This is a genomic window from Methylomicrobium agile (assembly GCF_000733855.1).
Taxonomy (GTDB): domain Bacteria; phylum Pseudomonadota; class Gammaproteobacteria; order Methylococcales; family Methylomonadaceae; genus Methylomicrobium; species Methylomicrobium agile.
The window spans coordinates 3,442,087-3,457,326 of record NZ_JPOJ01000001.1 but is presented as its reverse complement, the minus strand read 5'-3'; the positions used below and the strand labels follow the sequence as shown (position 1 = coordinate 3,457,326).

Genomic DNA, 15,240 nt, shown 5'->3' with positions numbered 1-15,240 from the left:
TCCTAACCGATCTGCGAGATTCTTAAAAGATGCGCCAAATCGCTTTTGACTTTATAGGGATCGAATCCGGGTTCGTATTGCATCATCAGATTACGCAAGGGATCCATCAATAACACCGCACCGTCGTGGAATCCCTCCGGCTTGATTTGAGCGAGTTTGGCCATCAAGGAATCGCTCGGCTTCACGCGCAGCAGCGATTTGTCGCCCTGCCACCAAACCTCGGCAAGCTTCGGATCGGGGTTGTCGAGCAACAAAACGATACGCCGGGTTCTCGGCAGATCCTTATTCAGCATCAGCTGGATCTGCCTGGTTTTATGCAAGGCATCCAGGCAAGCCGCATTGCAGTCCTGACGCGGAATCACATTTACGATCAGCCAGTGCGCATTCAATTCGTGAATATTATCGGTGGTGAACGCATCGAATCCGCTCAATTCGGAAGTTTCGGTCGTCACCGGCGGCACGATCAGTTGGCCGTAATTGGTCCGGCCCTGCAGCCACTCCGGCCTCGCCTTGAACAACAAGGCGGCCAGAAACGGAATAAAAGCCATCGCAAACAAAGTGAGGATGAGCAGGCGGTTTTTTTTCTGTTGATCATTCATTTTTTTATTATTTTAAACGGCTGTACCAGACAAACAGCAGCGCCAGCGCGGCGGCAAGGCCGAACCATTGCAGCGCGTAGGCGACATGCTGTTCGGGCGGCATCACCGCAGCTTCGCGCCATTCGCGCCGGTAGCCCTCGGGGGCCTGTTTGTCGAGTTCCAACATGAAAGGAAATACGGGATAGCCAAATCTTTCGGACAAAACGGCACTGTCCGCAATCTGGACCACGGCCGGCCAGCCTGCGGTCGGCTGATCGGCGCCGGCCAGCTTGATGCCGACGCTCGGAAAGTGATTGATCCGGCCGCTGACCTGCGTCGGGTTGGATCGAATCGCGATATCGGGCAATACTTTCCTGTCCCGGCTGGCCGGAATCCAGCCTCGATTCACCAGGATCGCCTTTTCGCTTCCGTCCAGAATGAACGGCGTCAGGACAAAATAACCCGCCCGGCCTTCGACAACCTGGTTGTCGATCAAAATCTGATGCGTGCTGTCGTAAGAGCCGCTCGCCGCGGCCTGCCGATAGCGCAGAACCTCTTTCTCTTCCGGCGTTGCCGCCGTCAGCTGCAGCGCGGGCGCGGCCATGCCTTGTTTTTGGCGGTCCAGAAATGCGCGCTTTTGTTCGGCCCGATCCAACTGCCAAAAACCCAAGGAAATCAATACCGGCAAAAGGCACACTACGACCAGCGTGGGAACTTTTTCAAATTTCATGGTTTGATCTTACGCCTTTATGGGCGTCCCGCACGTCAAGGCAAAGGAACAATAAATTTGCAATTCTTCCGGCAAAGGGATAATTTTCGCTTTCCATCAATTTCCGCATGCAGCCCGCTCCCATTTATTCATGATTATCAAAACAATCGTCGCCCTCGCCTTTATTCTGATCATTATAAGTCTCGGTTCGGCGCTTTTACACCTCGTCAAACACAAAAGCGACGAAGATTCGAAAAAAACGGTCAAGGCGCTGACTTTCCGGATTACCCTGTCGCTGATACTGTTCGTTTTTGTTTACCTGATGATCGCGACCGGCCTCTATATACCGCAAGGCATTGGCGCCAGAATGCATGCGCCGAAACCGCCCGCCTCAACCGAACCCGCTCCGCAAAACACGCCGCCGTCGAATTGACAAAAAAAAGCGTTGCCTGAACGGCAACGCTTTCGATCGATTGAAAACCGCGATTACAGCAAATACACGAACACGAACAGGCCCAGCCAGACCACGTCGACGAAGTGCCAGTACCAGGCGGCCGCCTCGAAGGCAAAATGGTTCTCGGGCTTGAAATGGCCTCTCCAGCTCCGGAACAACACCGTGCTCAGAATGATCGCGCCGACGCAGACATGGAAGCCGTGGAAGCCGGTCAGCATGAAGAAAGTCGAACCGTAAATGCCGGTGCCGAGCGTCAGCCCCATTTCGGTGTAGGCTTCATGATATTCGTAAGCCTGAAGCCCGACGAACAAAAAGCCGAGGGTAACAGTCGCTATCAATCCTTGAATCAATTGCTGGCGCTTGCCGGCCAACAGGCCATGATGGGCCCAGGTGCAGGTCACGCCGCTGCTCAACAGAATCAACGTATTCAAAAAAGCCAGCCCCCAAGCGCCCATAGGCTCGAATTCGCCGTCCGGACTCGGCTTGCCGCCGATCAGATGCGCCGGACCATTGGTCGGCCATACCGCCTCAAAGCCCTTGTGCAGCATCTCGCCGGTAACGCCTTCCGCAAGCCACGGCACCGACAAATTCCGGGTGTACCAGAGCGCGCCGAAGAAGACCGAGAAGAACATCACTTCGGAAAAGATGAACCACATCATGCCCATCCGGTAGGAAATGCCGACCTGGGTGTTGTACATGCCGTATTCGCTTTCCAGCGACTGCAGGGTAAACCAGCCCGCCAGCATGAAGATGAAAACCAAAAGGCCCAGAATCATCATGCCGGGCCCGATCGACGAACCGTTCAGAAAATTCGCGAACCCCGCCAGCATGATAAACAGCCCCACCGTGCCTATTATCGGCCAGGTCGCTTTATGCGGAATGTAATAAGCATTGTGTGTGGACATAACGTTCCCCTTTATTGTTTCTCTGCTTTTTCAGTATTGTCAAAAAATGTGTAAGCCAGTGTAATCGTTTTATGCTCCGGCGAAATCTTCGGATCGACGACGAAACGCACCGGCATCATCCTGCCTTCCCGCGGCTTGAATTTCTGCTCGGTAAAGCAGAAACACTCGGTCTTCTTGAAGTATTCGGCCGCAAGGCCCGGTGAAATACTCGGTATCGCCTGCGCAACCATCGGCTTGTCGGTCTTGTTTTGCGCATAAAAATTCACCGTATAAAACTGGCCCGGATGAATCTTTAATTTCGGCGTTTCCGCACGAAACTCCATCGGCGCCGATTCATTCAGCGCGGTCACGAACTCGACGGTCAACTCGCGGCTTTGATCGACCTGATAACCGGTTTCCTTCGCGGCCGTAGTATCGACCTTGCCGTTAAGACCGGTTACCTTGCACAACACATCGTATAACGGCACCAGCGCGAAACCGAAGCCGAACATCACTATGGTGACCAGCAACAGGGTACGCACCAGCCTGGCGTTTTTTCGCCGCAATTCGTCAGTCATTGCGAGACGGCTTTCAGAACCGCAAAGACATAAATTGCGACGGCAATCACTACCAATATTAATGCCGTCAAAATATTTTTCTGCTTGATATTCATTTCGATACGGATACGCTGCCTGAGGCAGCGTATCTCCGGTTCAGCTACGGCTTAGGAATGCTCGCTTGGAACGGTTTCCGGCGGCGTCGTGAAAGTATGATAAGGAGCCGGTGACGGCAAAGTCCATTCCAGACTATGTTTATGCGCATCTTCCCAGACTTCGTCGGTCACTTTCTCGCCGGTGCCGCCGCGGATCGTATCGATCACGATATACAGGAACAGCAACTGGCTAAGTCCGAAAATGAAGCCGCCGATGCTTGAAACCATATTCCAGTCCGCGAACTGTACCGCATAATCGGGAATACGGCGCGGCATACCGGCCAACCCCAGGAAATGCTGCGGGAAGAACAGAATGTTGACCGAAATCGCCGACAGCCAGAAATGCAGCCTGGCGATTTTTTCGTTATACATATGACCGGTCCATTTCGGCAGCCAGAAGTAGCCGGCCGCCATCAGGATGAATACCGAAGCCGGCACCAGCGTATAGTGAAAATGCGCCACGATGAAATAGGTGTCATGATATTGAAAATCGGCAGGCGCAACCGCCATCATCAAACCGGTAAAACCACCCATCGTGAACAACACCACGAAGGCGATCGAAAACAGCATCGGCGTTTCGAAGGTCATCGACCCCTTCCACATCGTCGCGGTCCAGTTGAACACCTTCACGCCGGTCGGAATTGCAATCAACATCGTCGCATACATGAAATACAGTTCACCCGCCATCGGCATCCCGACCAGGAACATATGGTGAGCCCAGACGATGAACGACAGAAACGCGATCGACGCGGTTGCATACACCATCGAGCTGTAGCCGAACAGGGGCTTACGAGCAAACACCGGAATGATCGTGGAGGCGACGCCGAAGGTCGGCAGAATCATCACATACACTTCCGGATGACCGAAGAACCAGAAAATATGCTGGTACAGTACCGGGTCACCGCCGCCGGCCGCATCGAAGAAGCTGGTATCGAAGAAACGGTCGGTCAGCAGCATGGTCACCGCACCCGCGAACACCGGCATGATCGCGATCAATAAGAATGCGGTGATCAGCCAGGTCCAGACGAACAACGGCATTTTCATCAGCGTCATCGCCGGTGCGCGCATATTGAAAATGGTCGCGATAATGTTGATCGCACCCATGATCGACGAAATCCCGAGCAAATGCACCGAGAAGATCGCAAACGGCAGCGCCGCACCGGTTTGCAATACCAACGGCGGATACAAGGTCCAGCCGGCCGCCGGCGCGCCGCCTTCCATGAACAGGGTGCTGGCCAGCAACAAAATACCGGCAACCAGCATCCAGAAGCTCATGTTGTTCATCCGGGGCAGCGCCATATCCGGCGCGCCGATCATCATCGGAATCATCCAGTTCGCCAAACCGACGAAGGCCGGCATCACCGCACCGAACACCATGACGAGGGCATGCATCGTGGTCATCGAATTGAAGAATTGCGGATTGACGAACTGCAAACCCGGTTCGAACAGCTCGGCACGGATCACCATCGCCATCGCGCCGCCGACGAAAAACATCGCGAGCGCGAAAACGAGATACAGCGTGCCGATATCCTTATGGTTGGTCGTAATGATCCAGCGAATCCATCCCTTCATCGGGCCGTGGTCATCATGATGATCATCGTGCTCATGATCATGGGGTGCTATGACAGCGGACATAGTTGTTATACCTCAAATAAAATGTAAAAAAAGAAGCCATGAATCCAGGTAAACGCAAGGGTTTGCCACCTTATTGCAGTAAAGGCTCAATCTCCTCGGGCGTAATCATGTCGTTTACCGAATTACCCAGTGCATTACGGGTATAAGTCACGACTGCGGCAAATTCTTCAGGACTCAACGTACCGCCGAAAGCCGGCATCATACCTTTGCCCGCCTTCATCAAGTCGATCTGTTCCTTGATGTCGCCGTTGACTACATCGCTGCCTGTCAACGCCGGGAACGTCGGCGGCAAGCCCTGGCCGCCTGCCTGATGGCAGGAAACGCAACGGCTTTCATACACGGTCTTGCCTTTAGCAATCAAGGCTTCCTTGGATGACGACGGCGCGCTTTCATCCGCTTTCGGCTCTGCCGCCGGAGCCGGCTCCTCGGCCTCTTCTTCATCTTCGTCCGACTCCGAAACGGCCGCTGCGCCTTCCGGCAGCATCGCGTGCACCGCTTTCGGCTGAATTTCATCGCCAACCGAGTTGCCTAACGCGTTACGGGTATAGGTGATGACCTCCGCCAGCTCATCGGCCTTCAGCATTTTGCCGAATGCCGGCATTGCGCCTTTACCGTTCAGGACGATCTCGGCCTGCTTGTTGATATCGCCGGTCACGATCGGGCTGCCTTTAAGAGCCGGGAATGCGCCGGGAACACCCTCACCGGTCGGCAAATGGCAGGTGGCGCAGTTTTTCTCGTAGACGCCTTGGCCCGCCGTGATCAGCTCATCGCGACTCTTGTCGCTCAGGTCAGGCCCTTGGGCTGCTTCCGACTTGGTTTTCTTGACCCAGGCGTCGTAATCGGGCTGGTCCATCGCAACCACTACGATCGGCATGAAGCCGTGGTCCTTGCCGCACAACTCGGTACACTGGCCCCGGTATGTGCCGGCCTGATCGACCTGAGCCCACGCCTCATTCACGAAGCCGGGGTTTGCGTCTTTCTTCCAGCCCAAAGCCGGAACCCACCAGGAATGGATCACATCGGCCGCAGTAAACAGGAAGCGGATTTTCTTTTTGGTTGGGATTACCAAAGGCTTGTCGACGTTCAACAAATAATTCGGCACGGTGCGCGGATCGATATCGGAGCCAAGCTGGCGCGCCTTGTTGCTTTCTTCGTCCAGGCTGCTGAAAAACTTGATGCCGTTGTCCAGGTATTCGTATTCCCATTTCCACTGCCAACCGGTCACCTTGACCGACATATCGGAATCCTGCACGTCGCCGAGATCGAGCATCGTCTTGGTCGCCGGGATCGCCATACTGATCAGAATCACGGTCGGAATAATGGTCCAGATGATTTCGATCGTGGTGTTTTCATGAAACTGTGCCGCCTGGTGACCTTTGTCCTTGCGGTGATGCAAGATCGAATAGAACATCGTGCCGAACACGCCAAGACCGATGAATACGCAAATCCAGAGAATCAGCATATGCAGGTCATAAACATCATGACTGATCTTGGTAACCCCTTCGGTTAAGTTGAGCGTGTAATCCGCCTGCGCTAACTCTTGCCCGATAGCCGTCAAGATCGTGCCTGCGAATAGTTGCTTGGTTTTGTTCACGGAGCAGCCCCTTCGTAAGTAATAAAAAACCTTGAATGCGTCATTTCATTCCGAAAATCCGGGGCAGCGTCGAAACAAAGCTCCCCCTACGCAATAAATTTCACAATATAACTGTGTAATTCTACCCTATCAAACCCTTCTAAGCCAGATGTCTCTAGCGGTTAAAGCTTGCGCAGCGACCGCTGCACTGCCCATTCATTAGTGCTCAAATGCCTGCAACTTCCGGTAAAAACTGCTTTAGCACAGACAAAAGCGCAGAAAACGGTCAAAATATTTGAGACAAAAGTAAACGCCGATCAACCTAAAAATGTGATTTTCCCTTAAAGAATGCATCGAAAAAATGAAAAATTCCCGAGACGGAATATGAGCGAAGCAGGCAAAGATCGGCAAAAACCGGCCTTACCAGTGGCCATTCCGGTAGCCGGCCGGTGCTCCGCCGGCCGATATACGGGAGCGCCGGCTTGCGGACCGACGAAGAAAGCCCCTGGTGAACGCCTGGTAAAAGGACCCCATTCTGGTCCATACTACGGTCCAGTGATCTTTTATCCCGCCGGTCCGGCACACAAACCGAGTTTCATCATCAAAAGAAAGCTCGGGTATAATGCCCTAACCAAAGATAAATCCGCGCGAGGCGGTCACCGCTATGCCTTCCGATTACCGTCCCATTCTGGATAAAATCAAAACCGGCGATTGGGATGCCGCGCATCGGTCGATTCAGAACTTCTCCGACCCGCTGGCTTGCCGGATCCATGCCTTTCTGCATCGACAGGAGGGCGACCTCGACAATGCGGCCTACTGGTACGCCCGTGCAAAAATGACGCCGCCTGCCGATAGCTTGACCGAAGAACTCGACCGCCTTTATCGATTGGCGCAAAAATAAATCGTGCACCGAAATTTTCAAGTCCCGAAAACAATCCTGCGGTTCCGCCCGCCTTTGAATATTTACCTTCCTTTTTTTAATAACCGCGCCGGTCCAGGCGCTGCCCATTCCTTTTGCCGTACCGATGCTGCGTATTACCGAACTCAAACTGCCGCTCGACCATTCCGAAAACCAGCTGAAATCCGCTATCATTCAACGTTTAGGCATTAACGCCGGACAGCTGAAAAGCCACAGCATCTTCCGCCGCGGCTACGATGCCCGGAAACGCGACAGCATTACGCTGATTTATACGCTCGATGTCGAACTGGAAAACGAAGCCGTCGTGCTGGCGCGCTTTCGGGACGATCCCCACATCGCCCCTACCCCGGACACCCGCTATCATCCTGTCGCGCAGGCACCGCAAAACCTGGCGACAAGGCCGGTCGTGATCGGCTTCGGGCCTTGCGGACTTTTCGCAGGACTGCTGCTCGCGGAAATGGGGTTCCGTCCGATCATTCTGGAGCGAGGCAAACCGGTGCGCGAGCGCACCAAAGACACCTTTGGCCTCTGGCGCCAGCGGGAATTCAATCCGGAATCGAACGTGCAATTCGGCGAAGGCGGCGCGGGCACCTTTTCAGACGGCAAATTGCACACTCAAATCAAGGATCCCCACCATCGCGGCCGCAAGGTGCTGACCGAATTCGTGAAGGCGGGCGCGCCGACGGAAATCCTCTATTTGAGCAAGCCGCACATCGGCACGTTCAGGCTGGTGTCGATGATCGAGGAAATGCGCGGCACGATCGAAGCTCTGGGGGGCGAGATCCGTTTTCAAAGCCGCGTCGAGGACATTTTGATCGAAAACGGCGCAGTGCGCGGCGTGGCGCTGGCGAACGGCGAGACGATCGATGCCGATCACATCGTGATCGCGGCCGGCCACAGTGCGCGCGATACCTTCAAAATGCTCTACGAACGCGGCGTCTATATCGAGCCGAAACCGTTCTCGATCGGCTTCCGGATCGAGCATCCGCAATCGCTGATCGACCGCTGCCGCTTCGGCAGCTATGCGGGGCACCCGCTGCTCGGTGCGGCCGATTACAAACTGGTGCACCACTGCAAGAACGGCCGCTCCGTTTACAGTTTCTGCATGTGCCCCGGCGGCACGGTCGTCGCCGCCACCTCCGAGCCCGGCCAGGTGGTGACCAACGGCATGAGCCAGTATTCGCGCAATGAACGCAACGCGAACAGCGGCATCGTGGTCGGCATCACGCCCGACGATTATCCGGGATACCCGCTGGCCGGCATCGACCTGCAGCGGGAACTGGAAAAAAGAGCCTTCGAACTGGGCGGCGGCACCTACGATGCGCCGGGCCAACTGGTCGGCGATTTTCTGGCCGGCCGCCCATCGACCGGATTCGGCTCGGTGCAGCCGTCTTATACCCCCGGCGTGCATCTAGGCGATTTGAGCAAGGCTCTGCCCGCTTATGCAATCGAGGCGATCCGCGAAGCGCTTCCCGCTTTCGATAGAAAAATCCCCGGCTTTGCGATGCAGGATGCGGTGCTGACCGGCGTCGAAACTCGCACCTCCTCGCCGATCCGAATCAAGCGCAACGGGGACTATCAAAGCCTGAACACGCGCGGCCTGTATCCGGCCGGCGAAGGTGCGGGCTACGCCGGCGGAATTATGTCGGCAGCGATCGACGGGATCAAAGCGGCGGAAGCGGTCGCCCTGAACATCATCGGAAAGAGAAAATAATCGCCGCGCCGGAGGAAGGATTCACTTCGAGCGCTTGGTCGTGTTGAAGACGTAAGAAGCCACGACGCCGCGGTTATCGAACTTGATCACCAGGTCTTCGGTTTCGCCCTCGCTGAACAGGCTGTACCGATAATGCCCGTAAGTCCAGGTCTTCATTCCGTTATCGATGCCGGTGCGCCAGGGTGCGCCGAAGGTCGTATAGATGTCGTTCTGGGTCGTCTGGCCGATCCGTATGGTCGAAACTTGGCCGGCCGGAAATTCGTGCCCGATCGAAGCGCACCCCGACACAGACAGAAACACCAGCATCGCGGTCAGGCGGGCGGCGTTCTGTAGAATTCCGCAACGGCGGACCGGGGAACAATCGTGGAAGCGCATGGAAATATCCTTTCGAAAAATGAGAGGCGTCATCATAAAGCAATCACCGGTAAAATTCCTGTCCTTTTGCGCGCACGGCTGGCAATCGAAGGCCATACGAATTAGAATAACGGGTTAAACTCAAGCTTACCGAATTATCTGGCCCACTTAATGATTGATTATAAACTGACGCATCTGAAACAGCTTGAAGCTGAAAGCATTCACATCATTCGGGAAGTTGCCGCCGAATTCGAACGGCCGGTGATGCTGTATTCGATCGGCAAGGATTCCGCGGTGATGCTGCACCTGGCGATGAAAGCGTTCTATCCGGGAAAGCCGCCGTTTCCCTTGATGCATGTCGATACGACCTGGAAATTCCGCGACATGATCGCCTTCCGCGACAAAATGGTGAAGGATCTTGGTCTCGAGCTGTTGGTCTATATCAATCAGGACGGGGTCGACCAGGGCATCGGGCCGTTTACGCACGGCAGCAAGAAACATACCGACGTGATGAAAACCGATGCCCTGAAACAGGCATTGGACAAATACAAGTTCGACGCAGCTTTCGGCGGCGCCCGCCGCGACGAGGAGAAATCGCGCGCGAAGGAGCGGGTCTATTCTTTCCGCGACAAAAATCACCGCTGGGATCCGAAAAACCAGCGCCCGGAACTTTGGAACATCTACAACGGCAAGATCGACAAGGGCGAAAGCATCCGCGTGTTCCCGCTGTCGAACTGGACCGAACTGGACATCTGGCAATACATCCATCTCGAAAACATCCCGATCGTCCCTCTTTATTTCGCCAAGGAGCGCCCGGTCGTGAACAAGGACGGCATGCTGATCATGGTCGACGACGAACGGATGCCGATCGGACCGGACGACAAGATCGAAATGAAGAAGGTCCGCTTCCGCACGCTGGGCTGCTACCCGTTGACCGGCGCGGTCGAATCGAATGCGACGACACTGCCGGAAATCATCCAGGAAATGCTGTTGACCACGACCTCCGAACGCCAGGGCCGCCTGATCGACCACGACCAAGCCGGCTCGATGGAGCAGAAAAAGCGCGAAGGGTATTTCTGAAATCAGGTTCAAGGTACAGGATATAAAGTTCAAAACAGCATCATGCGATTTGAAGACCTGGAAGTTTGGAAAATCTCTTGTAGGCTGTGCGTTGAGCTCTACAAAGTACTTGAAGAATGCCACGATTTCGGCTTTAAAGATCAAACCACTCGCTGTGCGCTATCTATTCCCAGCAACATCGCTGAGGGTTATGAGCGAGGCAGCAACAAAGATGCCACTAAATTTTTCTATTACGCCAAAGGCTCTGCCGGCGAATTAAGAACGCAAATCTATATTAGGGTAAAAATTGGGCACTTTGATAACGAAACAGGAATTTCTCTAAAAAATGAAGCGGAAAAAATTTCCAAAATGCTTTCCTCGCTTATCAAATCCCGCCAGCCTAAACCTTGAACCTTGAACCTTGAACCTTGAACCTTGAACCTTGAACCTTGAACCTTGAACCTTGAACCCAACCTAATGTCCCACCAGTCCGATTTAATCAGCACCGACATCAACGCCTATCTGGCGCAACACGAACGCAAGGAACTGCTCCGCTTTTTAACCTGCGGCAATGTCGACGACGGCAAAAGCACGCTGATCGGCCGCCTGCTGCACGACTCCAAGATGATCTACGAAGATCAGCTGGCCGCGGTGCAGGCGGACAGCGTCAAATCGGGTACCACCGGCGCGGGCAAGATCGATCTGGCGCTGCTGGTCGACGGGCTGCAGGCCGAGCGCGAACAAGGCATCACGATCGATGTCGCTTACCGCTATTTTTCGACCTCGACCCGCAAATTCATCATCGCCGATACCCCCGGCCACGAGCAATACACCCGCAACATGGCGACCGGCGCGTCGACCTGCGATCTGGCGATTATTCTGATCGACGCCCGCTACGGCGTGCAGACCCAGACCAAACGGCACAGCTTTATCGCGTCCCTGCTCGGCATCCGGCACATCATCGTCGCGGTCAACAAAATGGACCTGGTCGATTACAGCGAAGCGACTTTCAATAAAATCAAGCGCGACTATCTGGAATTTACCGCCGCGCTGTCGCTGCACGACATCCGCTTCATCCCGATTTCGGCACTGGACGGCGACAACGTGGTCAATCGCAGCGGGAACATGCCGTGGTTCGACGGCGAGCCGCTGATGGACGCGCTGAATAACGTGAAGATTGCGAACGACCATAACTTTATCGACGCGCGCTTCCCGGTCCAGTACGTAAACCGGCCCAACCTGAATTTCCGCGGCTTCTGCGGCACCGTCGCGGCCGGGGTGTTCCGGAAAGGCGACCCGATCACCGCCCTGCCCTCCGGCAAGACCAGCAAAATCAAGTCGATCGTAACTTACGACGGCGAGCTTGCCGAAGCTTTCCCGCCAATGGCAGTTACCTTCACGCTGGAAGACGAGATCGACATCAGCCGCGGGGACATGATCGTCGGCAACGAAACCCTAACAGCGATCGTTGCCGATAAATTCCGTGCGCACATCGTCTGGATGCACGAAAAGGCATTGACGCCCGGTCGGCAGTACACCCTGAAGCTGGCTACCCGCAGCGTGTCCGGCTCGGTATCGATGATCCACCACCGGATCGACGTGAATACGCTGGAACACCACGATGCCAGCGAGCTGAAGCTGAACGAGATCGGCCACTGCACCGTATCGGTCAATGCGCCGGTCGTGTTCGACGCTTATAAAACCAGCAAAGGCACCGCTTCTTTCATCATCATCGACCGCCTGACCAACGGCACGATCGGCGCGGGCATGATCCTCGGCACGACCGAAGAGGAAACCCTACCCCCGGTCAGCGTCGAGGAGCGCGCGGCCCGCTTCAGCCAACAGGCCTCGGCCGTTTCGCTCACCGGCACGAACGCCAGGGAAATCGCTTATCAACTGGAAAGAAAACTGTTCGACAACGGCCATGCCGCGACCGTGCTGGAAACCGCCGATGCCGCCCTGATCGAGGCAATCAAAAACGCCGGCCTGATCGGCTTGTGCGTCAACGGCGAAGCGCAATGCAACGCCGAGTTCGACAGCGAGGTGCTGCCGATCGATGAAATCTACAACGGGCTGAAAGACAGAAAGATCATTTACTGAAGAAAATCCGGAACGGGACTGCAAAAGCGCCACCCGGAAACCGGCAGGATAGCGTTTATCGCTCTAAATGTCCGATGACAAGGCCGGGAAGGCGGAAGGCATTGACGATGTGCCTTCCGCCTTTATTTTTAGGATCAGGACTTCGTCGACAACGCTTCCGCGTTACGCTTGGCCAGGCTTTCGATCACCGCGCCCAGCGAACCTTTTTGCTGCACTTCATTCGTGAAAGTCGTCCGGTAGTTGGTGACTAGGCTGACGCCTTCGATCATGATGTCGTAAGCCTTCCACTGTCCGGTTTCGCTCAAAAACATCCGGTAATTGACGCCGACCGGCTGAATGCCCGGCTGCAGCACTTCGGTTTTGACGACCACCTTGTTGGAGCCCGGCTCCATGTCCATCGGCAGGAAGCGGACCGACCACTCCTTGAATTCGATGAAAGCGCGCGAGTACGTTCTAACCAACAATGTCTGGAACTCCTGCTTGAAGCGCTCACGTTCTTCCGGGGTAGCGGTTTTCCAGATTTTGCCCAACACCAGCGCGGAAATCTTGTCGAAATCGGTATGCGGATAGATCACTTCATTCACGAATCGAGTGATTTTTGCGAAATCGTGCTTAAAGGAACTATCCTGCAGGCGTTGTTTCAGCTTGTCCGCTGCATCCTGGATTGCTTGTTGAGGCGGTAGCAAGTCTTGCGAATAAGCGCTCGATACCGGTAAAAATGCCATAAAAAACAGACATAAACCGAAAAGCGTAATTTGTTTGAACTTCATATTAATCCTCAGAATGATAGAAACCTGTTGCCTGTCATTTTCAAATGATCAAAATGACTTTCCTGTTACAATAAAAAATTTGCGGAACCGCGCCTGCCGATTTGCAGCGTGGTGCTTAACGTTGAGATTTTCTTAAATACCAAAAGTTCTGGCAAGATGACCTATCATACCACCAATTTTCCCAAAATACGCATGAGAAGAATGCGTTACAGCGACTTTTCGCGCCGCTTGATGCAAGAGCACCGCTTATCCGTGGACGACCTGATTTATCCGGTATTCGTGACCGAAGGCAGCAATGAAAGAATCCCGATCGTGTCGATGCCCGGCATCGAAAGACTATCCGTCGACCTCCTTTTGGAAGAAGCCTACGAACTATTCAGTCTCGGCATTCCGGCGCTTGCGCTGTTTCCGGTCATTCCCCTAGAAAAAAAGTCCGATCTCGCCAAGGAGGCTTACAATCCGGAAGGACTCGTGCAAACCACAGTCCGCGCCCTAAAAGAATCCGTGCCTGAACTCGGCGTCATTACCGACGTGGCGCTGGATCCTTACACTTCGCATGGGCAGGATGGCCTGATCGATCAGGACGGTTATGTGCTGAACGACGAAACGATCGAAGTGCTGGTCAAACAGGCCCTGTCGCACGCCGAGGCCGGCGCCGACATCGTCGCCCCCTCGGACATGATGGACGGGCGCATCGGCGCGATTCGGCAGGCGCTGGAAGCCAGCCGCCACCGCAACACCAAGATATTGGCCTACTCCGCAAAATATGCGTCGAGTTTTTACGGCCCGTTCCGGGACGCGGTCGGCTCGTCGGCCGCGCTGGGCAAGGCCAACAAATACAACTACCAGATGGATCCGGCCAACTCCGACGAAGCCTTGCGCGAGATCGCGCTGGACTTGCAGGAAGGCGCCGACATGGTCATGGTCAAACCCGGCATGCCCTATCTCGACATCATCCGCCGGGTCAAGGACGAGTTCGGCGTCCCGACCTTCGCCTATCAGGTTTCCGGCGAATACGCCATGCTGAAAGCGGCTTCGATCAACGGCTGGCTCGACGAAAAACAGGTGGTGCTGGAATCGCTGCTGGCATTCAAACGCGCCGGCAGCGACGCCATTTTGACCTACTTCGCCAAGTCCGTGGCAGAATGGCTGCAAAATTGAACTCAGGCACATCGAACTGAAACTCAACCGCTCTGCCGAGCTCAAAAAGTCCAGAGCGGCCGGCAAGAGCGCCGTAAAACAATCACAACGATAACGACAAACGGAGTCCCGGATATGATTCTTACCGCAAGGCGCAAACGCCAGATCGAAGCCATCATCTTGATTATACTGCTGATATTGTCGCTCGGCGGTATTTTTATCAATGACTACGCTCCGTCCGACGGTTTCGGCTACTGGGTCATGATGGTCTTCGTATTCGCCTTTTTCTCGATCATTCTGGGCTGGCTGCAATCGCAACAGGAAGGTGAAAATTTCGCGCCGGTGTTGCGCGATCAGGCGCTGCATTGGCTCTGCACCCTGCTCGTAGTCGGCGGCGACTCGATCGTGCTGAAGCCGGAAAACAACTCCGGCCTGGTCATTCTGCTGATTCTGTCGCTCGCGGTGGTGCTGGACGGCGTGCGCATCGGCTGGCGCTTCAGCGTCGTCGGCATCTTTCTGGGCGTCTCGGCGGTGATTCCGACTTATACGCAACATTTTTTCTGGGTGGAACTGATCATCGTCGCCACCATCATCACCCTGACCATCATCTGGAGCTTTTGGCTGAGGAGAAACAATTAA

16 protein-coding genes are annotated in these 15,240 nt (G+C 54.9%); 8 read left to right on the top strand and 8 right to left on the bottom strand.

Features of this window, described 5'->3' with window-relative positions; genetic code table 11:
* Nucleotides 1–2: 2 nt before the first annotated feature.
* Together CC94_RS0116265 and CC94_RS0116260 are read right to left on the bottom strand one after the other, a co-directional pair.
* Nucleotides 3–599: a hypothetical protein gene (locus CC94_RS0116265; protein WP_005371549.1), complete on the bottom strand. Its 597-nt coding sequence runs from the start codon at nt 597–599 to the stop codon at nt 3–5.
* A 7-nt stretch (nt 600–606) separates the two neighbouring features.
* The gene (locus CC94_RS0116260; RefSeq protein WP_005371548.1) at nt 607–1,308 is read right to left on the bottom strand and encodes an SURF1 family protein; all 702 of its coding nucleotides are present in this window, start codon (nt 1,306–1,308) and stop codon (nt 607–609) included.
* Nucleotides 1,309–1,438: 130 nt separating this feature from the next.
* On the opposite strand from CC94_RS0116260, the gene CC94_RS0116255 reads away from it, so the two are divergent.
* Nucleotides 1,439–1,720, top strand: coding sequence for a twin transmembrane helix small protein (locus CC94_RS0116255; RefSeq protein ID WP_005371543.1), 282 nt, complete (start codon nt 1,439–1,441; stop codon nt 1,718–1,720).
* Between the two features lie 53 nt (nt 1,721–1,773).
* Here CC94_RS0116255 and CC94_RS0116250 read toward each other — a convergent pair whose 3' ends face one another.
* The 4 genes from CC94_RS0116250 to coxB form a co-directional block, all read right to left on the bottom strand.
* Nucleotides 1,774–2,646: a cytochrome c oxidase subunit 3 gene (locus CC94_RS0116250; protein ID WP_005371541.1), complete on the bottom strand. Its 873-nt coding sequence runs from the start codon at nt 2,644–2,646 to the stop codon at nt 1,774–1,776.
* 11 nt (nt 2,647–2,657) lie between these two features.
* On the bottom strand, nt 2,658–3,203 hold the full coding sequence (locus CC94_RS0116245; RefSeq protein ID WP_005371539.1) for a cytochrome c oxidase assembly protein: 546 nt from the start codon (nt 3,201–3,203) through the stop codon (nt 2,658–2,660).
* A 146-nt stretch (nt 3,204–3,349) separates the two neighbouring features.
* Nucleotides 3,350–4,972 carry a cytochrome c oxidase subunit I gene (gene ctaD, locus CC94_RS0116235; protein ID WP_005371537.1) on the bottom strand — a complete coding sequence of 541 codons (1,623 nt, stop codon included), beginning with the start codon at nt 4,970–4,972 and terminating at the stop codon, nt 3,350–3,352.
* Nucleotides 4,973–5,042: 70 nt separating this feature from the next.
* A complete protein-coding gene (gene coxB / locus CC94_RS0116230) occupies nt 5,043–6,566 on the bottom strand; it encodes a cytochrome c oxidase subunit II (protein ID WP_005371535.1) in 1,524 nt (507 codons plus the stop codon).
* A 643-nt stretch (nt 6,567–7,209) separates the two neighbouring features.
* Here coxB and CC94_RS0116225 point away from each other — a divergent pair.
* Both CC94_RS0116225 and CC94_RS0116220 read left to right on the top strand, forming a co-directional pair.
* A complete protein-coding gene (locus CC94_RS0116225) occupies nt 7,210–7,446 on the top strand; it encodes a hypothetical protein (protein ID WP_005371528.1) in 237 nt (78 codons plus the stop codon).
* Between the two features lie 124 nt (nt 7,447–7,570).
* On the top strand, nt 7,571–9,178 hold the full coding sequence (locus CC94_RS0116220) for an NAD(P)/FAD-dependent oxidoreductase (RefSeq protein ID WP_005371526.1): 1,608 nt from the start codon (nt 7,571–7,573) through the stop codon (nt 9,176–9,178).
* A 21-nt stretch (nt 9,179–9,199) separates the two neighbouring features.
* On the opposite strand, the gene CC94_RS0116215 is transcribed toward CC94_RS0116220, so the two are convergent.
* Complete coding sequence (locus CC94_RS0116215) at nt 9,200–9,553, bottom strand: hypothetical protein (RefSeq protein ID WP_005371524.1); 354 nt, start codon at nt 9,551–9,553, stop codon at nt 9,200–9,202.
* 150 nt (nt 9,554–9,703) lie between these two features.
* Between CC94_RS0116215 and cysD the strand changes: the two genes are divergently transcribed.
* The 3 genes from cysD to cysN all read left to right on the top strand — a co-directional run bounded on the left by cysD (nt 9,704) and on the right by cysN (nt 12,691).
* Nucleotides 9,704–10,612 (top strand): sulfate adenylyltransferase subunit CysD, encoded by a 909-nt coding sequence (gene cysD / locus CC94_RS0116210; protein ID WP_005371523.1) that lies wholly within the window; start codon nt 9,704–9,706, stop codon nt 10,610–10,612.
* Between the two features lie 42 nt (nt 10,613–10,654).
* Nucleotides 10,655–11,002: a four helix bundle protein gene (locus tag CC94_RS0116205; RefSeq protein ID WP_005371522.1), complete on the top strand. Its 348-nt coding sequence runs from the start codon at nt 10,655–10,657 to the stop codon at nt 11,000–11,002.
* 66 nt (nt 11,003–11,068) lie between these two features.
* The gene (gene cysN, locus CC94_RS0116200; protein WP_005371520.1) at nt 11,069–12,691 is read left to right on the top strand and encodes a sulfate adenylyltransferase subunit CysN; all 1,623 of its coding nucleotides are present in this window, start codon (nt 11,069–11,071) and stop codon (nt 12,689–12,691) included.
* Between the two features lie 134 nt (nt 12,692–12,825).
* Here cysN and CC94_RS0116195 read toward each other — a convergent pair whose 3' ends face one another.
* Entirely contained in the window at nt 12,826–13,461 is a 636-nt protein-coding gene (locus CC94_RS0116195) for an MlaC/ttg2D family ABC transporter substrate-binding protein (RefSeq protein WP_005371519.1), read from the bottom strand.
* A gap of 156 nt (nt 13,462–13,617) precedes the next feature.
* On the opposite strand from CC94_RS0116195, the gene hemB reads away from it, so the two are divergent.
* Nucleotides 13,618–14,622, top strand: a complete 1,005-nt coding sequence (hemB, locus tag CC94_RS0116190) for a porphobilinogen synthase (RefSeq protein WP_031431573.1) — start codon at nt 13,618–13,620, stop codon at nt 14,620–14,622.
* A 114-nt stretch (nt 14,623–14,736) separates the two neighbouring features.
* Nucleotides 14,737–15,240: a hypothetical protein gene (locus tag CC94_RS0116185; RefSeq protein WP_005371517.1), complete on the top strand. Its 504-nt coding sequence runs from the start codon at nt 14,737–14,739 to the stop codon at nt 15,238–15,240.